Annotated in this window: 3 protein-coding genes; all 3 read left to right on the top strand. The window is 61.8% G+C overall.

Annotated elements, in window-relative coordinates; all coding sequences use genetic code 11:
* Window positions 1-177 precede the first annotated feature (177 nt).
* The 3 genes from RYB66_RS03245 to RYB66_RS03235 are packed head-to-tail and all read left to right on the top strand — an operon-like array spanning window position 178 to window position 23,274.
* Window positions 178-3,588 carry an amino acid adenylation domain-containing protein gene (locus RYB66_RS03245; protein WP_316893788.1) on the top strand — a complete coding sequence of 1,137 codons (3,411 nt, stop codon included), beginning with the start codon at window positions 178-180 and terminating at the stop codon, window positions 3,586-3,588.
* Complete coding sequence (locus tag RYB66_RS03240; protein ID WP_316893787.1) at window positions 3,585-14,645, top strand: non-ribosomal peptide synthetase; 11,061 nt, start codon at window positions 3,585-3,587, stop codon at window positions 14,643-14,645. Before RYB66_RS03245 ends, RYB66_RS03240 begins: the two co-directional genes overlap by 4 nt.
* A gap of 1 nt (window position 14,646) precedes the next feature.
* Window positions 14,647-23,274, top strand: a complete 8,628-nt coding sequence (locus RYB66_RS03235; protein WP_316893785.1) for a non-ribosomal peptide synthetase — start codon at window positions 14,647-14,649, stop codon at window positions 23,272-23,274.
* Window positions 23,275-23,668 lie beyond the last annotated feature (394 nt).

Genomic DNA, 23,668 nt, shown 5'->3' with positions numbered 1-23,668 from the left:
CTACCGTGCGATGCTCCGCTTAGGCATGCAGTTCTGGACGCTCTGCGTCATCGCTTGAGTGTGCGATGCAATGCAGAGCACCAGCCTTGAGAAACCTTTCTAAATATTTCCCCGCCAATTCGTTCTTGTTGATACGACCCCGCCCGACGGTCAGCCCCATTCAGCAAGGATCGACCCATGAACCCCGAACACGCCCAGAAACTCGCTCGTCGTTTTGTCGAGTTGCCCCTTGAAAAACGTCGTCTGTTTCTCGATGGCATGCGCAAGGAGAACATGGATTTCTCGCTGTTCCCGATCCCTTCCTGCGCAGGGCTGGCCGAGCGTGACGGGCTGTCTTATGCCCAGCAACGCATGTGGTTTCTCTGGCAACTGGACCCGCACAGCGCAGCCTACAACCTGCCGATGTCGGTGTGCCTGAATGGCCCGCTGGAGCTGCCGTTGCTGGAGCGAGCCTTCAGTGCGCTGGTCGAGCGGCATGAAAGTCTGCGCACCACCTTCGGTCAGGACGGCGACCGGGCGTTTCAGCGTGTTGCGCCGCCGACACCCGTCAGCATCCGTCTGATCGACCTGAGCCAGCAGCCTTGCGAACAGCGCTGGGCGAGTGCGCGGCAGGCGATGGCCGAACAGTCGGCGCAGACCTTCGACCTGCAGCGCGGGCCATTGTTTACCGTGCAGGTATTGCGCCTCGCCGAACAGGAACACCTACTGCTGCTCAACCTGCACCACATGATCACCGACGGTTGGTCGATGAACGTGCTGATCGACGAATGGCTGCGCGGCTATGATGCGCTGCTGGCTGGTAAACCGCTGCCTTTTCAGCCGCTGCCTGTGCAGTACCGCGACTATGCGCTGTGGCAACGCAGCTGGCTGGAGGCTGGCGAACAGGAACGTCAGCTGGATTACTGGCGCAGCCATCTGGGCGAAGAGCACCCGGTACTGGAGCTGCCCACAGACCGCCCGTACCCGGCACTGCCCAGCCATGATGGCGCGCGCCTGGAACTGGCGCTGGAGCCCGAGCTGCTGCGCAACCTGAAAAACCTCGCGCAACGTCAGGGCGTGACTCTTTTCGTCGTGTTGTTGGCAACCTTCAAAAGCCTGCTGCACCGCTACAGCGGGCAGACCGACATTCGTGTCGGCGGCCTGATCGCCAACCGCACCCGAAGCGAAACCGAAGGGCTGATCGGCTGTTTTATCAACACCCAAGTGCTGCGCAGTGAAGTGACGGCGCAGACGCGCTTTATCGATTTGCTGCACACCGTGCGCAATGCCTCGACCGGTGCTCAGGCGCATCAGGAGTTGCCGTTCGACGCGATCATCGACGCCTTGCAACCCGAGCGCAGCCAGAGCCACAACCCGCTGTTTCAAGTGATGTTCAACCACCAGCCGGTGGTTGCCGACCTGCTGGACAAACAATTGAGCGGCGGCCTGCGCGTGGCCAATTTGCCTGCCGAGCAACAGGCACTTGCCCAGCGTTCGCACGCCGCGGCCAGTGATCTGATGCTTGCCACCAGCGGCGAAGGCGAGCAGCTGAACGCCGCTTTCACCTACGCCACCGATATTTTCGACCAGGCGACCATCGCTTGTCTGGCCGCACATTGGCGCAACCTGCTGGCGTCGGTCTGTGCCGACCCGCTGCAAACCGTTGCCGAACTGTCGATGCTGTCGACCGATGAGCGCGCTCAGTTGCTGGATATCGACAGCGCAGCCAAAGCCGACACCACAACCCCCGCGCATCGCCAGTTCGAAGCGCAAGTGCAGCGCACACCGAGCGCCCCGGCATTGATCCTCGCCCGTGAAGGCCAGGCGCCCAGCCTGAGTTACACCGAACTGAATGAGCGCAGCAACCGTCTGGCCTGGCAACTGCGTGAGCAAGGCGTCGGCCCGGACGTGCTGGTCGGCGTGGCGCTGGGCCGTTCGCTGGACATGCCCGTCGCGCTGCTGGCGGTGCTCAAGGCAGGCGGTGCCTATGTGCCGCTGGACCTGAGCGCGCCGAGCGAGCGTCTACGTCATGTGCTGCAGGACAGCGGCCTGAAACTGCTGCTGACCCACAGCCAGCAAAAGACGACGCTGCCTGAGCTGGCGGGTATTCAGTGCCTGTGCATCGATCAGATGAGCAGTGCGGCAGCCAGCCCGCAAAACCCGGACATTGCCGTTGATCCGGCCAATCTGGCCTACGTGATCTACACCTCGGGCTCTACCGGTCGGCCAAAAGGCGTGGCGATCAGTCATGGCGCGCTGGCCGAATTTGTAACGTTGGGCGCGAACTACAGCGGCCTGCGCGAAGGCGACCGGGTGCTGCAATTTGCCACCCATAGCTTCGACGGCTTCGTCGAGCAGTTCTACCCACCGCTGTGTCGCGGCGCGGCCGTGGTCTTGCGTGACGAGCGTTTGTGGGACAGCGCCACCTTCCATCAGGCTGTCGTCGAACATGGCGTAACCCTGGCTGACCTGCCTGCGGCCTACTGGCTGACACTGGTTCAGGATTTTGCCGCCAGCCCGCCCGCGCATTACGGCGTGCTGCGGCAGATTCACGTCGGCGGCGAAGCGATGGCCGTCGAAGGCCTGCGCCTGTGGCAGCAGGCCGGGCTCGGGCACGTGCGCCTGCTCAACACCTATGGGCCGACCGAAGCCACGGTGGTGTCGAGTATTCATGATTGCAGCGCGCTGACTGCGGAACAGGTGTCGTGGCGCGGCGTGCCGATTGGTAAAGCGCTGGCGGGACGACGGCTGTACGTGCTCGACGATCAACTGAATCTGCTGCCGCAGGGCGCAGTGGGCGAGTTGTATATCGGCGGTCCCGGCCTGGCGCGGGGTTATCACGCCCAGCCCGGCCTGAGCGCCGAGCGTTTCGTGGCTGATCCGTTCGTGCCCGGTGAGCGCCTGTATCGCACCGGTGACCGCGCCAGGCTGCGCGCTGACGGCGCTGTCGAGTACATCGGACGGGTCGACCATCAAGTGAAAATCCGCGGTTTCCGTATTGAACTGGGCGAAATCGAATCGCGCCTGCAGCAATGCACAGGCGTGCGCGAAGCGGTGGTACTGGCTGTCGAGCTGGCGGGCAGCACGCAACTGGTCGCTTACGTGGTGCCGCAGGTCATGGCGAACGGCGATGCCGAGCAACTGGCGCTGCGCCAGGGCATCAAGAGCCAGTTGCAATCCAGCCTGCCGGATTACATGGTGCCGACGCATTTATTGCTGCTCCCGGAGTTGCCACTCACGCCCAGCGGCAAACTGGACCGCAAGGCACTGCCAGCGCCCGATTCAAGCCAGTTGCAGGCGCGTTATCGCGCGCCGCACAGCGATGTGGAAATCTGCCTCGCTGCTATTTGGCAAGAAGTCCTGCACGCACAGCAGGTCGGTCTGGATGATCACTTTTTCGAGCTGGGCGGCCATTCGTTGCTTGCCGCGCAAGTCATCGCCCGGATCAAGACGCGACTGGGCATCAGCCTGCCGTTGCGCACCCTGTTTGAAAAACCGCTGCTCAGCGATCTCGCCTTCGAAGTGGCCGCGCTGACCGACAACACAACGGATAACGACTGGAGCGACATGGACCAGTTCATGGACTCACTGGAGGAATTTGGCGCATGACCGGGACCACCGCTGCACGCATCGCGAAACGTTTTGTCGGCCTGCCGCTGGAACAACGCCAGCAGTTCCTCGCCCGCTTGCGCCAGGAAGGCAAGGATTTCAGCCTGTTGCCGGTACCGGTCAGCCGTCATGATTTCAGCGCGATTCCGCTGTCGTTCGCCCAGCAACGCCTGCTGTTCCTCTGGCAGCTCGACCCGCAGAGCGACGCCTACAAGATGACCACCGGCCTGCGTCTGCAAGGCCCGCTGAACGAGTCGGCATTGCGCCGCGCCTTTGATCATCTGATCGAGCGCCATGAGGTGCTGCGTACCGTGTTCCATACCGACGGTGATCAGGCGCAGCAAGTGCTGCTGCATGATCAGACCGTGGCGCTGGACAGCATTGATTTGTCCGGTCTGGCTGATGTCGAACTGCGCGATGCCGAACTGGCGTTGCGAGTTATTACCGTCACCAGCCAGCCGTTTGATTTGCGCACAGGCCCGTTGCTGCGTGCGCACCTGTTCCGTCTTGCCAGTGACGAGCATGTGCTGGTGGTGAGCATGCACCACATCGTCTCCGACGGCTGGTCGATGGACGTCATGATTCAGGAGTTCGTGCACTGCTATCAGGCGTATTGCGAAGGTCGCGAACCAGCGCTGCCAGAGCTGCCGCTGCAATACGCCGACTACGCTATCTGGCAGCGCAGCTGGCTGGAGGCGGGCGAGGGCGCGCGGCAACTGGATTACTGGCGCAGCCAGTTGGGTGACGAACAACCTTTGCTGGACGCCGCGCAGGATTTCCCGCGCCCGGTGACACAAAGCTATCAGGGCGAGCACCTGCGCTTTGATTTCGGCGCTGATCTGTCGCGCCAGCTCAACGCCTTTGCGCGCACGCAGGGCATGACCCTGTTCATGCTGGTGCTGGCCGGTTTTTCGCTGTTTCTGTCGCGCAAGGCCGGGCAGCGCGATATCCGCATCGGCGTGCCAAACGCCAACCGCGGTCGTGCTGAAACCGAAGGGTTGATCGGCTTCTTCATCAATACTCAGGTTTTGCGCTGCCAGGTGGACGAGCGCCTGAGCTACCTTGACCTGCTGGCGCAGATCCGTGACACCTCGTTCGGCGCGCAGGCGCATCAGGACGTACCCTTTGAGCAACTGGTCGATCAACTGGCACCCGAGCGCAGCCTGGGCCACAACCCGCTGTTTCAGGCCAAGTTCAACCAGAACGTAATCCTCAAACAGAAAACCGCGCTCAAGCTGGCCGGGCTGGAAGTCAGCGAATACGCCTTCGACAAGCAGGGCGCGCATTTCGATCTGGCGCTGGACATCACCGACGATGGCACGCTGATTCATGGCGACATGGCCTACGCCAGCGACCTGTATCGACGCGCCACCGTCGAAGGGTTCATTCCCGAAATGCTTGCGCTGTTCAAAACCCTGCTCGATGCGCCGCAGGCGCCGTTGTTCAGCCTCGGTGCACTGGCAATCGAGCCACCGCGCCAAGTGCGCGAGGCAGCGCCTCAGGTGCTGCAACTCTGGGACCAGCAGGTGCGGACGCAGCCTGATGCGCTGGCCGCTCGGTGTCTGGATCGTAGCCTGACGACACTGGAGCTGGATCAGGCCGCCAATCAACTGGCCCATCATCTGATCCGTATGGGTATTGGCGAAGGCCAGCCGGTTGCGGTGTTGATGGAGCGTTCGCTGGACTGGCTCACGGCGGTGCTGGCGATCTTCAAGGCCGGTGGCGTGTACATGCCGCTGGACGTCAAAGCCCCGGATGCGCGCCTGCAACAGATGCTCTGCAACGCCGAGGCCAAACTGCTGCTGTGCGCCGAAGGCGATGTGCGTAAGACGTCACTGGATGTTGCCGGTTGTGAGGGCCTGGCCTGGACACCTGCGCTGTGGCAGGACTTGCCGGTCAGTCGTCCTGATATCACGCTGTCAGCCGATTCAGCGGCTTACGTTATTCATACCTCCGGCTCCACCGGTCAGCCCAAGGGCGTATTGGTCAGCCAGGGCGCGCTGGCCTCTTACGTGCGTGGACTGCTGGAGCAGTTGCAACTGGCTCCCGAGGCGAGCATGGCGCTGGTCTCGACCATCGCCGCCGACCTTGGTCATACCGTGCTGTTCGGCGCGCTGTGTTCAGGACGCACGCTGCATGTGCTGACCGAGGCGCTGGGTTTCGACCCGGATGCCTTTGCGGCTTACATGGCCGAGCATCAGGTTGGCGTGCTGAAGATCGTGCCCGGTCATCTGGCCGCGCTGTTGCAGGCCAGCCAGCCTGCCGATGTGTTGCCGCAGCATGCACTGATCGTCGGCGGCGAAGCCTGTTCGCCTGCGCTGGTCGAGCAGGTGCGTCAGCTCAAACCGGATTGCCGGGTGATCAACCACTACGGCCCGAGCGAAACCACTGTTGGCGTACTGACCCATGAATTGAAAGTGGACACGATTCCCTGTGGGAGCGAACTTGTTCGCGAAGAGGCCAGCACAGGCTTGCAAAAGGCTGAGGCCCTACCACCGCTTTCGCGAGCAAGCGAAGCGTCGCCCGGCTCGCTCCCACAAGGTTTATATCTATCCACTAAGGTGCCGGTCGGTGCGCCATTGCCGGGGGCCAGTGCTTATGTGCTGGATGATGTGCTGAACCCCGTTGGCACTCAGGTCGCGGGCGAGCTGTACATCGGTGGCGACAGTGTCGCGCTGGGCTACATCGGTCAGCCTGCGCTGACCGCCGAGCGTTTCGTGCCGGACCCGTTTGCAGAGAATGGCGCACGCGCCTATCGCAGCGGCGACCGCATGCGTCGCAATCATCAGGGCTTGCTGGAATTCATCGGCCGTGCCGACGATCAAGTGAAAGTGCGCGGTTATCGTGTCGAGCCTGCCGAAGTGGCGCGGGTGCTGCTGAACCTGCCGTCGGTTGCGCAAGCCAGCGTGCTGGCATTGCCTGTCGATGAAGACGAATCGCGCCTGCAACTGGTGGCCTATTGCGTCGCGGCAGCCGGTGCCAGCCTGACCGTCGACAACCTGCGCGAGCAATTGGCTGCACGCTTGCCCGACTACATGGTGCCCGCACAGATTATGCTGCTGGACAGCCTGCCACTGACCGCCAACGGCAAACTCGACAAGCGCGCCTTGCCCAAGCCGGGCGTGGTCAAACAGCGTTACACCGCGCCGGTCGGCGAGATCGAGGAAAAGCTCGCCGCCGTATGGGCTGACGTACTGAAACTGGAACAAGTCGGCAGCACCGACAACTTCTTCGAACTGGGCGGCGACTCGATCCTCAGCCTGCAGATCATCGCCCGCGCCAAGCGCCAAGGCATCAAGCTCAGCCCCAAGCAGTTGTTCGAAAAACAGACCATCAGCCAGTTGGCCTCGGTGGCAAAACTGATCCAGAAAAAGCCTGCTGCGCCGGTCGAACAGATCAGTGGTTCGCTGCCGTTGCTGCCGATTCAGGCGCGCTTCTTCGAACTGGACATTCCCGAGCGTCAGCACTGGAATCAGGCGCTGATGCTCAAGCCTTTGCAAACGCTGGATGCAATCCACCTTCAAGCTGCACTGACCGCGCTGATCGAACAGCACGACGCGCTGCGTCTGGGTTTCACCCAGCAAGACGGCCAATGGCAAGCCACATTCGGCGCGCTGAACACTCGCGACCTGCTGTGGATTCATGAGCTGGACAGCATCGAGCGCTTGCCTGAACTGGCCGACGAGGCGCAGCGCAGTCTTGACCTGAAAAACGGCCCGTTGCTGCGTGCGGTGCTGATCGACTTGCCGCAGGGCGAGCAGCGTTTGTTGCTGGTGATCCATCACTTGGTGGTGGATGGTGTGTCGTGGCGGGTGCTGCTGGAAGACTTGCAACAGGCTTACGTCGCCCTGACTAAGGGCCAGCTTGTGGCGTTGGCAGCGAAAACCACGTCGCTCAAGCATTGGGCCGAGCAATTGCAACAGCATGCGACCGGCGAAACGCTGACCGCCGAGCGCGATTACTGGCTACACGCTTTACAAGGCGCAGATCAACCGTTGCCGCGCGATAAGCCCGAAGGTTCGATGCGCAATCGCGATGCGGCCCATGCGTCATCCTGGTTGAGCAAGGACCTGACCCACAAACTGCTGAAAGTCGCACCTGCCGCGTACCGCACGCAAGTTAACGATCTGCTGTTGACCGCGCTGGCGCAAGTGTTGTGCGAGTGGAGTCAGCAGCCGTCGGTGCTGATCCAGCTGGAAGGGCATGGCCGCGAAGACTTGTTTGACGACACCGATCTCAGCCGTACCGTCGGCTGGTTCAGCAGCCTGTTTCCGGTTCGCCTCACGCCGCAAATCGCGCCGGGTGCGAGCCTGTGCGGGATCAAGGAACAACTGCGTGCCGTACCGAACAAAGGTATTGGTTACGGCGTATTACGTCATCTCGGCGAGCCGTCGTTTAAGCAACAATTGGCCGCCTTGCCGCAGGCACGAGTCACGTTCAATTACCTGGGCCAGTTCGACGGCAGCTTCAACGAACAACAAGGCGCGTTGTTCATGCCGAGTGCCGACAAAACTGGCACTGCGCTGTGCGAAGACGGCCCGCTGGGCAACTGGCTGAGCCTCAATGGTCAGGTGTTCGATGGCCAGCTGCAACTGGACTGGAGCTTCAGCCGTGAGGTGTACCACGCCTCGACCATCGATACCCTGGCGCGCCGCTACGAGCAGGCGCTGACCACGCTGATCGACCACTGCACCGTCGGGCATCAGGGCGTCACGCCGTCGGACTTCCCGCTGGCGCGCCTCACTCAAACGCAACTCGACGGCTTGCCGATTGCCGCGGGCGAGATCGAAGACATCTACCCGCTGTCGCCGATGCAGCAGGGCATGCTGTTCCACTCGCTGTTCGATGAGAGCGCGGGCAACTACATCAACCAGATGCGCGTGAGCATCAGCGGGCTGGATGTGCCGCGTTTCCATAACGCATGGCAATCAGCGGTGAACAACCACGAAGTGCTGCGCAGTTGTTTTATCAGCCAGAGCGAACAGTCACTGCAAGTCGTGCAACGTCAGGTCACACTGCCTTTTGTCGAGCTGGATGCGCGTGGCAAGCCGCAAAACTGGCTCGACGACTGGGCGCAGGCCGACCGTCAGCAGGGTTTTGATCTGGCGCACGGTCCGCTGTTGCGCCTGGCGGTAGTGCGCACTGGCGACGACGCGTGGCAGCTGGTCTACACCAGTCACCATATTTTGATGGATGGCTGGAGCAGCTCGCGGCTGCTGGGCGAAGTGCTGCAACGCTACAGCGGTGAGACGCCGCCGAAACAGGCGGGACGTTATCGCGATTACATCCAGTGGCTACAGGATCAGGACGCCGATGTCAGCGAGCGCTTCTGGACCGCAGAGCTGGCCGAACTGGACGAGCCGACCCGCTTGCTGCAAGCCTTCAAAACATCAACCGATCAGCAGGGCTATGGCGATTACATTCAGCTGATCGACGCCGACGGCACCCGGCGCTTGAGCGAGTTTGCCCGCGAGCAGCACGTGACCCTCAATACGCTGGTGCAATCCGCCTGGCTGTTGCTGCTGCAACGCTATACCGGTCAGTCCAGCGTGACCTTTGGTGCCACGGTGGCCGGGCGTCCGGCTGAATTGCCGGGCGTCGAGGAGCAACTGGGCCTGTTCATCAACACCTTGCCGGTGATCGCCAGCCCGCGTTCGGAACAGACCGTCGGCGACTGGGTGCAGCAGGTGCAGGCGAAGAACATTGCCCTGCGCGAGCATGAGCACACGCCGCTGTATGACATCCAGCGCTGGGCACGTAACAGTGGCGAGGCGCTGTTCGACAACATACTGGTATTCGAAAACTACCCGGTGTCTGAAGCCTTGCAGCGCGCGCCGGACGGTCTGACGTTCAGCGACCTGCGCAATCAGGAACAAGCGCATTACCCGCTGACCCTGGTGGTCGAGGCCAACGACGTGCTGTCGGTACGTTTCAGTTACGACCGGCAACACTTCAGTGCAGAAGGCATTCTGCAACTGGCGGCGCATTTCGATCACTTGCTGCAAAGCCTCAGTACATCCGCAACGGCACGTCTCGGCGAGCTGACCCTGCCGACTGCCTGGACGCAAAGCGTGCAGCATTACCCGACCGGGCAGTGCGCCCATCAACGTATCGAAACCCAGGCCGAGCGCACGCCGTTGGCCATCGCCCTGACTTTTGCTGGCGAGCAATTGAGCTATCAACAGCTCAACAGCCGCGCCAACCAACTGGCCCATAAACTGCGCGAGCAGGGCGTCGGCCCGGATGTTCGCGTGGGGCTGGCCGCTGAACGCAGTCTGGACATGATCGTAGGGATGCTGGCGATCCTCAAGGCCGGTGGTGCATACGTGCCGCTGGATCCGGATTACCCGCAGGATCGCCTGAGCTTTCTGATGCAGGACAGCGGTATCGAATTGTTGCTGAATCAAGCACATTTGTTGGGCCAACTGCCGATTCCTGCACATGTTCAGACACTGGATCTGGCGGATTCGCTGGACGGTTACAGCACCGAAAACCCGGTCAACCAGACCTCGCCGGACAACCTGGCCTACGTGATCTACACCTCCGGCTCGACTGGCAAGCCGAAAGGCACCTTACTCGCCCATCACAACCTGATGCGCCTGTTTGCCGCCACGAACGAGTGGTTTGCTTTCAACGAAAAGGACGTGTGGACGCTATTCCATTCCTTCGCCTTCGACTTCTCGGTGTGGGAAATCTTCGGCGCGCTGCTGCATGGCGGCCGACTGGTGATCGTGCCGCGCGAAGTGACCCGCTCGCCGGAAGAGTTTCATGCGCTGCTGGTTGAACAGCAGGTCACGGTGCTTAACCAGACGCCGTCGGCGTTCAAGCAGTTGATGCGTGTGGCGTGTGATTCGCCTGTGCCGATGTCACTGGAAAAAGTCATCTTCGGCGGCGAAGCGCTGGACGTGGCCAGCCTGAAGCCGTGGTTCGACCGTTTCGGCGATCAGGCAGCGCAGCTAATCAACATGTACGGCATTACCGAAACCACGGTTCACGTGACCTACAGGCCAATAACCGAGGCCGACACGCAAAACCCGGCCAGCCCGATTGGCGAGGCGATCCCGGATTTGTCGTGGTACGTGCTGGACGCTGATTTCAACCCGGTCGCCCAGGGTTGCAGCGGTGAACTGCACATCGGCCATGCCGGTCTGGCGCGCGGTTATCACAATCGCGCGGCGCTGACTGCCGAACGCTTCGTGCCGGACCCGTTCTCCAGCGACGGCGGTCGCCTGTACCGCACCGGCGACCTGGCCCGTTATCGCGCTGCCGGAGTGATCGAATACGCCGGGCGTATCGACCATCAGGTGAAGATCCGTGGTTTCCGCATTGAACTGGGTGAAATCGAAGCGCGGCTGCAAGCGCACCCGACCGTGCGCGAAGTGATCGTGCTGGCCGTGGACGGGCGATTGGCCGCGTATCTAGTCCCAGCCGAGCCTGATCAGGATCAGCAAAGCCTGCGCGAAACCCTGAAGACCGAGCTCCGTGCGCATCTGCCGGATTACATGGTGCCGACGCATTTTATCGTCCTCGACAAGATGCCGCTGACCGCCAACGGCAAGCTGGACCGCAAGGCGCTGCCCGCGCCGGATGCCAGCCAGTTGCAGGCGACCTACATCGCCCCGCAAGGCGATCTGGAGCAACAACTGGCGGCGATCTGGGCCGATGTGCTGAAAGTTGAGCAGGTCGGGCGTAGCGACAACTTTTTTGAACTGGGCGGGCATTCGTTGCTCGCCACTCAGGTGATCTCGCGCATCCGTCAGCAACTGGACGTCGAACTGTCGTTGCGCGACCTGTTCGAAGCCCGTGATCTGGCAGCTTTCGCCCAGGCTGCGGGCAACGGGCAGGGCAATGCTGCGCCACGCTTTATCAAGGCCGACCGCAGCCAGCCGCTGGGCTTGTCTTACGCGCAGCAGCGCCAGTGGTTTCTCTGGCAGCTTGATCCTGAAAGCACTGCTTACACCATTCCTGCGGCCCTGCGTCTGAGCGGCTCGCTGGACATTGCCGCGCTGGAGCACAGTTTCAGCGCATTGATTGCCCGCCACGAAACCCTGCGCACTACCTTCCGCCAGCAGGGCGAACAGGCTGTGCAGATCATCCATGCGCCGCGTGCCTTGACCCTGATGGTCGAGTCCGTGCCTGCCGGTCAACCCCTTGAAGCCTGCGTGGAGCAGGAAATGCAGCGCCCGTTCGATCTGGAAAAGGGCCCGCTGCTGCGCGTCCGCTTGCTGAACCTTGCTGCTGACGAACATGTGCTGATTCTGACCCAGCACCACATCGTTTCCGATGGCTGGTCAATGCCGATCATGGTCGATGAACTGGTGCGCCTGTACGAAGGCTACAGCCAGGGCCGTGAGGTGGTGTTGACCGCGCTGGACATGCAATACGCCGACTACGCGCTGTGGCAGCGCAACTGGATGGACGCCGGAGAACAGGCGCGGCAGCTGGATTACTGGAAGCAGCAACTGGGCGAACAGCAGCCTATTCTGGAATTGCCCGCCGATCATCCGCGCCCGGTGGTGCAAAGCCACGCCGGTGCGCGGCTGGCGGTCGAGCTGGCGCCAGCGTTGATCGACGACTTGAAACAGGTCGCGCGGCAACAGGGCGTCACACTGTTCATGCTGTTGCTGGCGTCGTTCCAGACCTTGCTGCATCGCCACAGCGGCCAGTCGGACATTCGTGTCGGCGTGCCGATTGCCAACCGCACCCGCGCGGAAACCGAAGGCCTGATCGGTTTCTTCGTCAACACCCAGGTGCTGCGCGCCGAATTCGACCTGCACACCACGTTCAGCGAGCTGCTGCAACAGGTCAAACAGGCGGCCCTGCAAGCTCAAGCGCATCAGGAACTGCCGTTCGAACAGCTGGTCGAGGCCTTGCAACCTCAACGCAGCCTCAGCCACAGCCCGCTGTTCCAGGTGATGTTCAACCACCAGAGCCAGGCCAGTGCTGAGGTGCGCGCACTGCCCGGTTTGCAGGTCGAAGCGCTGACGTCCGAGAGCTATCCGGCGCAGTTCGACCTGACCCTCAACACCGCCGAACACGATGGCGGTTTGAGCGCGGGCCTGACCTATGCCACCGCGCTGTTCGAACGCAGCACCATCGAGCGCATGGCCGGGCACTGGCTCGCGCTGTTGCAGGCCATTTGCGCCAATGCGGGTCAGCGTATTGCTGAGGTGCCAATGCTTGACGCTGCCGAACAGCAGCAGATTGTTCGCGACTGGAACGCCACGGCTGCCGATTTCCCTGGCGAGCACTGCCTGCACAGCCTGATCGAAGCCCAGGTACAGGCTACGCCGGACGCTCCGGCACTGATTTTTGCGGCTGAACAACTGAGCTACGCGCAACTCAACGCCCGCGCCAACCAGCTTGCCCATCGCTTGCGTGAAGCGGGTGTTGGCCCGGATGTGCTGGTGGGGATTTGTGTCGAGCGCAGCCTCGAGCTGGTCATCGGCCTGTTGGCGATCATCAAGGCTGGTGGCGCTTATGTGCCGCTGGACCCGGATTACCCTGAAGATCGTTTGGCCTACATGATGCAGGACAGCGGCATTGGCTTGCTTTTGACCCAGAGTGCGCTGCTACAGGGCCTGCCGGTTCAGGTGCAGAGCCTTTGTCTGGATCAGGAGGGCGATTGGCTTGACGGTTACAGCACCGCCAACCCGATCAACCTCAGTCACCCGCAGAACCTGGCATACGTAATTTACACCTCCGGTTCGACCGGCAAGCCCAAGGGCGCCGGCAACAGCCATCGCGCCCTGGTCAACCGTTTGCACTGGATGCAGAAGGCCTACGGGCTGGATGGCAGCGATACGGTATTGCAGAAAACCCCGTTCAGCTTCGACGTGTCGGTCTGGGAATTCTTCTGGCCGCTCATGACCGGTGCACGTTTAGCCGTGGCGCTGCCGGGCGATCATCGCGACCCTGAACGGCTGGTGCAGACCATCCGCGTACATCAGGTCACGACACTGCACTTTGTCCCGTCGATGCTCCAGGCGTTTCTGACTCATCCGCAGGTAGAAGGCTGTAACAGCCTGCGTCGTGTGGTTTGCAGCGGCGAAGCACTGCCTTCCGAACTGGCCGGTCAGGTGCTCAAGCGTCTGCCGCAGACGGGTTTGTTCAACCTGTACGGCCCGACCGAAGCGGCTATCGACGTGACGCATTGGACCTGCACCAAGGACGACGTGCTCAGCGTGCCGATTGGTCGACCCATCGATAACCTGAAAACCCACATTCTGGATGACGGCTTGCTGCCTGCCGCGCAAGGCGTTGCGGCAGAGCTGTACCTGGGCGGTGTGGGTCTGGCGCGGGGTTATCACAACCGTGCAGCGCTGACGGCTGAACGCTTTGTGCCGGACCCTTTCGACGAGCAGGGCGGGCGTCTTTACCGCACCGGAGATCTGGCGCGTTATCGCGATGAAGGCGTTATCGAATACGCCGGGCGTATCGACCATCAGGTGAAAATTCGCGGCCTGCGTATCGAGTTGGGCGAGATCGAAGCCAGCCTTCTGGAACACGAAAACGTTCAGGAAGCTGTAGTTGTCGACGTTGACGGCCCGTCCGGCAAGCAGCTGGCAGCCTATCTGGTGGCTGAGCACAGCGGCGATAACCTGCGTGATGCACTCAAGGTGTATCTCAAGGAAACACTGCCCGATTACATGGTGCCGACCCACTTCGTCTGGCTGGCAAGCATGCCGCTGAGCGCCAACGGCAAGCTGGATCGCAAAGCCCTGCCGGCACCGGACGCCAGCCAGTTGCAGCGCCAGTACGTCGCGCCGTCGACTGAACAGGAGCAGCAAATGGCTGCGATCTGGGCCGACGTGCTGAAAGTCGAGCGCGTCGGGTTGAGCGACGATTTCTTCGAACTGGGCGGCCATTCGCTGCTGGCCACACAACTGATTTCCAGAATTCAAACGGGCCTGGGGATCGACATCCCGCTGCGCCTGATTTTCGAGAAACCGCAATTGAACGAATTTATTCAGGCTTTCGCCAGCAGCGGTTTGTCGCTGACCGAGGACGGCTTGTCCGATATTGAAAAAATGATGAATGAAATGGCGGGTATCTGACATGGACAAGTCTGCAGCAGAGCGTATCGCCCAGCGTTTCGTTGGTTTGCCCGTCGAACAGCGCCGCCAGATTCTGAACAAGATGCACGAGACCGGGCAGAGCTTCAAACTGCTGCCCATCGCTGTAACCCGGCATGATGTAGCGCGTATCCCGCTGTCCTACGCCCAGCAGCGCATGCTGTTTCTCTGGCAGATGGAACCGGGCAACGCCGCGTACAACGTGCCTATGGCAGTGCGTCTGAATGGCCCGCTGGACCGCCAGGCATTGAGCGCAGCGCTGGACAATCTGGTGCAGCGCCACGAAACCCTGCGCACCCGGTTTGTTTCCGAGGACGGCGCGTTCTATCAGGAGATTCTTCAGCAGGCGACCGTTGCCCTTGAGTTTGCCTCGGTTGCGCCAGCCGACATCGAAAACCAGGTGCGCGCCGAGCTGCAAAAGCCCTTCGATTTGCTCAGCGGTACATTACTGCGGGTCAGGCTGTTTCAGCTGGGCGAAGCCGAACACGTCCTGACCGTGTGCATGCATCACATCGTCTCCGATGGGTGGTCCGGTGAAGTGCTGATTCGTGAGTTTGTGCAGTTGTATCAGGCTCAGGTCTCCGGGCAGCCAGCGCAATTGCCTGCGCTGGCCATTCAATATGCCGACTACGCGATCTGGCAGCGCGCATGGCTGGAGGCCGGGGAGGGCGAGCGGCAGTTGAATTACTGGAAACAGCAGTTGGGCACTGAGCATCCGCTATTGAGTCTGCCGCTGGATCATCAGCGTCCGCTGCAACCGAGCCAGCGTGGCGCGACGGTGCGCGTCGATGTGCCGGAACAATTGTCCGCGCAACTGAAAAGCCTGGCGCGTAACAGTGGCCAGACCTTGTTCATGCTGACTCTGGCGGCACTGTCGGTGGTGCTGTCGCGTTTCAGTGGTCAGGCCGACATTCGCATTGGTGCGCCCAACGCCGGGCGCACCCGCAGCGAGCTGGAAGGCCTGATCGGCTTCTTCATCAACACTCAGGTACTGCGTGTGCAGGTGGATGAGCAGCAGAGCTTTGCGCAGTTGCTGGATCAGGTGAAACAGGTCGTGACCGGTGCCCAGTCGCATCAGGAGCTGCCCTTTGAACATCTGGTGGACGCGCTGGCACCCGAGCGTAATCTGGGCCACAACCCGTTGTTCCAGTTCAAGATCAATCAGCACGTGCTGGCGGCCGACGACAGCGGGCAACGTGTGTCGGGTCTGACTGTCGATGAATTTCCGATTGGCAGCAGCGATGCGCGCTTTGATCTGGCCTTCGACTTCACCGACACGCCGGGCGGCATACGCGGTTATTTCACTTACGCCACCGACCTGTTCGAGCCATCGACCATCGAGCGCATGGCCGAGGCGCTACGCGCTGTACTGCAAGCGCTGGTCGCAGACACCGACCAGCGACTTGCCGATCAGCCGCAAGCATTGTCGTTGCCGGTCGCTGAGCAGAGCGCAGATTTTGCCTGCGACGACTTCCTCAGCCTGTGGCAACAGGGCCTGCACATCGGGCGCGGCAAGACCGCGTTGCGCGTTGGCCAGCAGGTGTTGAGCTTTGATGAACTTGAACAACGCAGTAACCAGTTCGCCCGCTACCTGCATGCGCAGGACATCAAACCGGGCATGACCATTGCGCTGTGCCTGGACCGCTCTGTGGAATGGGTGGTCAGCCTGCTGGCGGTGCTTAAACTCGGTGCCGTTTACCTGCCGCTGGACAGCGCACAGCCCGCCGAGCGTTTGCAGCAACTGGTTCGTGACAGCGGCGCGGCGTTGTTGATTCACGCGTTCGGCGACGACAAGGCCGCGCAACTGGGTGTGTGCCCGGTGCTGGCCTTCGATGCTGCGCTATGGTCCGAGGTGGATGGCAGTACGCTTAATGTGCGTGTCATCGCCGAACAACCGGCGTACATCATCTACACCTCCGGCTCCACCGGGCAGCCGAAGGGCGTGGTGATCAGCCACGGCGCGCTGGCCAACTACGTGCAGGGCGTGCTTGAGCGCCTGTCGCTGGATGACGGGGCGAGCATGGCGATGGTGTCGACTGTCGCCGCAGACCTGGGCCATACCTTGCTGTTTGGTGCGCTGGCGTCTGGGCGCCCGCTGCATCTGCTGTCCCACGAGCAAGCGTTCGACCCTGATGGCTTCGCCCGTTACATGGCCGAGCATCAGGTTGAAGTGCTGAAAATCGTACCCAGCCATTTGCAGGGGCTGCTGCAAGCCGCCAACCCGACCGACGTGCTGCCGGGCCAATTGCTGATTCTGGGTGGCGAGGCCAGTTCCTGGGCGTTGATCGAGCAAATCCGCGCGCTCAAACCGGGCTGCCGGATCGTCAACCACTACGGCCCGACGGAAACCACGGTCGGCATCCTCACCCATGAAGTCGCCGAGCGCGTTGACGCTTGCCGCAGTGTGCCGGTCGGTCAACCACTGGCCAATGGCAAAGCGCGGGTGCTGGACGCCTATCTCAACCCGGTTGCCGAGCGTGTGGCGGGCGAGCTGTATCTGGGCGGTCAAGGCTTGGCGCAGGGCTATCTGGGCCGTGCGGCGATGACCGCCGAACGCTTCGTGCCGGACCCGCACGCCGAGGGTCAGCGCCTTTACCGTGCGGGTGACCGCGCGCGCTGGGTGGACGGCGTGCTGGAGTACTTGGGGCGCGCGGATGATCAGGTGAAAATCCGCGGTTACCGGGTCGAGCCGGGGGAAGTCGGCCAGTTGCTGCAAACCCTGGAAAACGTCGCCGAAGCCGTGGTGCTGGCGCAGCCGCTGGAAAGCGACGAAACACGCCTGCAACTGGTGGCGTACTGCGTTGCGGCGGCCGGTGCGAGCCTCAGTGTCGACAGCCTGCGCGAGCAACTGGCTGCGCGCTTGCCCGAATACCTGGTGCCCGCGCAGATCATGCTGCTGGACAGGCTGCCCGTGACCGCCAACGGCAAGCTCGACAAGCGCGCCTTGCCTAAACCCGGCGTGGTCAAACAGCGCTACACCGCGCCAGTTGGCGAGATCGAGGAAAAGCTCGCCACCGTGTGGGCGGACGTATTGAAACTGGAGCAGGTCGGCAGCACCGACAACTTCTTCGAACTGGGCGGCGATTCGATTCTCAGCCTGCAGATCATCGCTCGCGCCAAGCGCCAGGGCATCAAGCTCAGCCCCAAGCAGTTGTTCGAAAAGCAGACCATCGGCCAGCTGGCCTCGGTGGCAAAACTGATCCAGAAAAAGCCTGCTGCGGCGGCTGAACAGGTCAGTGGCTCGCTGTCGCTGCTGCCGATTCAGGCACGTTTCTTTGAGCAGGATATCCCAGAGCGTCAGCACTGGAATCAGGCGCTGATGCTCAAGCCTCTGCAAACGCTGGATGCAATCCACCTTCAAGCTGCACTGACCGCGCTGATCGAACAGCACGACGCGCTGCGCCTGGGTTTCACCCAGCAAGACGGCCAATGGCACGCCACATTCGGTGCGCTGAACACTCGCGACCTGCTCTGGACCCACGAACTGGACAGTGCCGAGCGCTTGCCTGAACTGGCCGATGAAGCACAACGCAGTCTGGACCTGAAAAACGGCCCGTTGCTGCGTGCGGTGCTGATCGACTTGCCGCAGGGCGAGCAGCGTTTGTTGCTGGTGATCCATCACCTGGTGGTGGATGGCGTGTCGTGGCGGGTGCTGCTGGAAGACCTGCAACAGGCGTATGTCGCCATCGCAGCAGGCCGGCCATTGGCGCTGGCGACGAAAACCAGCTCGCTGCAAAGCTGGGCCGAGCACTTGCAGGCCTACGCGCAAAGCCCTGCGTTGACGCAGGAACTGGATTATTGGCAGACGCAGTTGCAGGATGTCAGCGACGCCTTGCCCTGCGATCACCCGCACGGCGGTCAGCAACAGAAGCACGCGCTGTCGGTGGTCACGCAACTGAATGGCGAGCAGACCCGGCAACTGCTGCAAGACGCTCCGGCGGCTTATCGCACGCAGATCAACGACCTGCTGCTGACCGCGCTGGCGCGGGTGGTCAGTCGCTGGACCGCGCAGCCGCATGCCCTGATTCGTCTGGAAGGGCATGGCCGCGAAGACCTCTTCGACACGCTGGACATCACCCGTACGGTCGGCTGGTTCAGCAACCTGTACCCGGTCCGGCTCACGCCGCAGGCCACGTTGGCTGATTCGCTCATGGCCATCAAGGAACAGCTGCGCGCAGTGCCCGACAAGGGCATTGGTTACGGCGCCCTGCGTTATCTGGGCAGTGAATCGGCGCGGCAGACCCTGCAAGCGTTGCCGCTGGGCAGTATCGTGTTCAATTACCTCGGGCAGTTCGACGGCAGCTTCGACGCACAAGGCGCGTTGTTCACGCCCTCGGCCGAGAGCAGCGGCGCGTCGCAGAGCGCCGATGCACCGTTGGCTGCGCCGCTCAGCATCAATGGCCAGGTGTATGGCGGCGAATTGCGCCTGAGCTGGACCTTCAGCGGTGCGGTATTTGAACGCGACACCGTGCAGCGGCTGGCCGACGAATACGCGGTTGAACTGCAACAATTGATTGCGCATTGCACCACTGATGGCGCGGCTGGGGTAACTCCGTCGGACTTCCCGCTGGCACGCCTGAGCCAGTCGCAGTTGAGCAGTTTGCCAATCCCTGCGGCGCAGATCGAAGACATCTACCCGCTGGCACCGATGCAGCAGGGCATGCTGTTCCACACCCTGTTCGAGCAGGACGCGGGCAATTACATCAACCAGATGCGCGTCGAGGTCAGTGGCCTGGACGTGCCGCGTTTCCGTGCCGCCTGGCAGGCCACGCTGGATGCCCATGAAGTACTGCGCAGCGGCTTTGTCAGCCATCTTGAGCAGTCGCTGCAAGTGGTGTTGCGCAATGTCAGCATGCCGTTTGTCGAACTGGATGCCCGTGCGCAATCAGGCGAATGGATCGACGATTGGGCGAATGCCGATCGCCAGCAGGGCTTCGACCTGGCTCGGGGGCCACTTCTGCGCCTGGCCGTATTGCGCACTGGCGAACAGACGCATCAACTGATCTACACCAGCCATCACATTCTCATGGATGGCTGGAGCAGCTCGCGTCTGCTGGGCGAGGTGCTGCAACGCTACAGCGGCCAGACGCTGCCGAGGCAAGTCAGTCGTTATCGCGACTATATCGAATGGCTGCAACGCCAGGATGCTGCGCTCAGTGAACGTTTCTGGACCGGCCAGCTTGCCGAACTGGACGAGCCGACCCGGCTGGTTCAGGCCTTCAAAGCGTCCGGGAGCGAGCAGGGGCATGGCGATTACCTGCAACTGATCGATGCCGATGGCACCCGCCAGTTGAGCGAGTTTGCCCGCGAGCAGCGCGTCACCCTCAACACGCTGGTGCAATCGGCCTGGCTGCTGGTGCTGCAACGCTACACGGGGCAGTCCAGCGTGACCTTCGGCGCAACCGTGGCCGGGCGTCCGGCTGACCTGCCGGGCGTCGAGGAGCAACTGGGGCTGTTCATCAACACCTTGCCGGTAATTGCCAGCCCGCGCCCGGAACAGCGGGTGGCGGACTGGGTTCAGCAAGTGCAGGCGAAGAACATCGCCCTGCGTGAGCATGAACACACACCGTTGTACGAGATTCAACGCTGGGCACGCAGCGCTGGCGAGGCGCTGTTCGACAACATTCTGGTGTTCGAAAACTACCCGGTGTCCGAAGCGCTGCAACAGTCCGCGCCGCAGGGGCTGGTGTTCGGCGGCCTGCACACCCAGGAGCAGACTCATTACCCGCTGACTCTGGTGGTCAATCTGGGCGAAACCCTGTCGATGCGCTTCAGCTATGCCCGCCAGCATTTCAGCGAGCAGCACATGGCGCAGTTGTCGGCGCATCTGAGCCAGGTTTTGCAGGCATTGGTGCGTGATCCGCAGGCGGCGATTGGTGAGCTGGCGTTGTTGGATGATCACGAACAGCAGCAGATTGTTCGCGACTGGAACGCCACGGCTGCCGATTTCCCTAGTGAGCACTGCCTGCACGGCCTGATCGAAGCGCAGGTGCTGGCCACGCCGGACGCTCCGGCACTGATTTTTGCGGCTGAACAACTGAGCTATGCGCAACTTAACGCCCGCGCTAATCAGCTTGCCCATCGCTTGCGTGAGGCGGGTGTTGGCCCGGATGTGCTGGTGGGGATTTGTGTCGAGCGCAGTCTGGAACTGGTCATCGGCCTGCTGGCAATCATCAAGGCCGGTGGCGCTTACGTACCGCTGGACCCGGATTACCCTGAAGATCGTTTGGCGTACATGATGCAGGACAGCGGTATCGGTTTGCTGCTGACCCAGACTTTCTTGCTGGAAAGTCTGCCGGTTTCTGCGCAGCTACAAAGTCTGTGCCTGGATCAGGACGGCGACTGGCTGGTCGGTTACAGCACTGCCAACCCGGAAAACCTCAGCCACCCGCTAAATCTGGCGTATGTGATTTACACCTCCGGCTCGACCGGCAAGCCCAAGGGCGCGGGTAATAGCCATCGCGCCCTGGTCAACCGTTTGCACTGGATGCAGAAGGCTTACGCGCTGGATGGCAGCGATACGGTATTGCAGAAAACCCCGTTCAGCTTCGACGTGTCGGTGTGGGAATTCTTCTGGCCGCTCATGACCGGCGCACGTTTGGCCGTGGCGTTGCCGGGCGATCATCGCGATCCGGAGCGGCTGGTGCAGACCATCCGCGAACATCAGGTCACGACGCTGCACTTTGTCCCGTCGATGCTCCAGGCGTTTCTGACTCATCCTCAGGTGGAAAGCTGTAACAGCCTGCATCGTGTGGTGTGCAGCGGCGAAGCACTGCCTGCCGAACTCGCCGGTCAGGTGCTCAAGCGTCTCCCGCAGGCGGGTTTGTTCAACCTGTACGGCCCGACCGAAGCGGCTATCGACGTCACCCACTGGACCTGCACCCCGGACGACGTGCTCAGCGTGCCGATTGGTCGACCCATCGATAACCTGAAAACCCACATTCTGGATGACGGCTTGCTGCCTGCCGCGCAAGGCGTTGCGGCAGAGCTGTATCTGGGTGGCGTTGGCCTGGCGCGGGGTTATCACAACCGTGCAGCGCTGACGGCTGAACGCTTTGTGCCGGACCCGTTCGACGAGCAGGGCGGGCGTCTTTACCGCACCGGGGATCTGGCGCGTTATCGTGACGAAGGCGTTATCGAATACGCCGGGCGTATCGACCATCAAGTGAAAATTCGCGGGCTGCGTATCGAGCTGGGCGAGATCGAAGCGCGTCTGCATGAGCATGCCGGTGTGCGAGAAGCCAATGTAATCGACATTGACGGGCCTTCCGGCAAGCAGCTGGTGGCGTATCTGGTGCGCACTGATGCTGGTCTGGATTCGGACGCTCTGCGCGAAACCCTGAAAACGCACCTCAAGGCTCACGTGCCGGATTACATGGTGCCGACATACTTTGCCTTCATTGATGTGATGCCGCTGACCGCCAACGGTAAGCTGGATCGCCGGGCACTGCCTAAACCGGACGTGGCTCGTTCACAGCAAGGCCACGTCGTGCCACGTACGGAATTCGAGCAACGTCTTGCCGCGTTGTGGGAGCAGGTGCTGCAGGTCGAACCGGTAGGGCTCAACGACAACTTCTTCGCCCTGGGCGGCCACTCGCTGCTGGCGGTTTCGCTGGCAGGCAGGATTCGCGAGACGTTTGATGTCTCCATCAAACTGCATGATTTCCTGTTGATGCAGACCCTCGGTGAGCTGGCCGATTTCATGCGTACCAATGAGGCTAAGGTCAAATCGGCGGTCATCGTCATGAACGCCAATCGATCGGACAATGCGCCGTTGTTCTGCCTGCCACCGGGCGGTGGCGGCACCTACTCGTATTACCCGCTGGCGGGTCAATTGAGCGACAGCCGACCGGTTTACGGGCTGGTCAACAAGGCTTACGTGGTGCCGGGCTGGTTTGATACGTCGTGGCAGGAAATGGTCGATTACTACGTCGAGCAAATCCGTATGACTCAATCGCACGGGCCTTACAACCTGCTGGGCTGGTCGATGGGCGGTGCGTTGGCCATCGAGGTGGCGCATGTACTTGAGCGTGAGGGCGACACGGTGAGCTTTCTCGGGCTGGTGGACACCCAGTTGCCTGCCTCGGTGGGGATGGAGTGGGTCGAAGAAGCGCCGGAAGTCACCACGCAAAAACAGGGCGAAAACTACTACCGCAGCCTGATCAAAAGCTTGCAGGCGTTTGTGCCGGGCTTGCAGGAAGCGTCGATTGTGGGGCTTATCGAAACCGCCCGGCAGTCGCTGTCCAGCGAGGGCGAGGTGATTGACTGGGTGGTCGACCATGTCGCGCTGGAGGCCGGCATGAACGCCGACAACCTGCGCAGCATATTCCAGGACATCGCCGTGCAGGACGAGATCGAAACCGGTTACAAACTACTGGAAGCCAACGCACAACTGAGCCAGGCATTTACCCTGAAAACGCTTAACGTACAGGCCGATTGCTGGTGGGCCGGGCAGAGCCGTGCGCCAGGGCAGATTGCCCGGGCTGAAGCGGTGCTGCTTGAACAGTGCTCGGTGAACGGGCTGCGCAGCTCGACAACGGTTGATCAGCGGCATGACAACGTGGTGCTCGCGGAAGTGTTTCTGCAGGGGCTTGCCGAGCGGCTTGTGTGACGCAGAGCGTCACGAACGGCATTCCCACGCGGAGCGTGCGGAACGATAGGTGTCTGGTCCGGCGACTATCGTGCGGCGCTCTGCGTCGCATGCAGTTCTGGACGCTCTGCGTCCGATCTTGACTGTGTGGGGCGGCGCAGATCTGTGGCGCGAAGCGTCACGCACGACATTCCCACGCGGAGCGTGCGGAACGATAATCCCAACTATCGTGCGGCGCTCCGCGTCGCATGCAGTTCTGGACGCTCTGCGTCCGGTCTTGAGGTTGCGGCGCGGCACAGATCTGTGACGCAGAGCGTCACGCACGGCATTCCCACGCTGGAGCGTGCGGAACGATAATCTCGACTATCGTGCGGCGCTCTGCGTCGCATGCAGTTCTGGACGCTCTGCGTCCGAT

It is taken from the genome of Pseudomonas syringae group sp. 243L2 (assembly GCF_032587875.1).
GTDB lineage: Bacteria > Pseudomonadota > Gammaproteobacteria > Pseudomonadales > Pseudomonadaceae > Aquipseudomonas > Aquipseudomonas amygdali.
The sequence above is the reverse complement of the archived record's forward strand: the minus strand, read 5'-3'. Positions and strand labels throughout refer to the sequence as shown.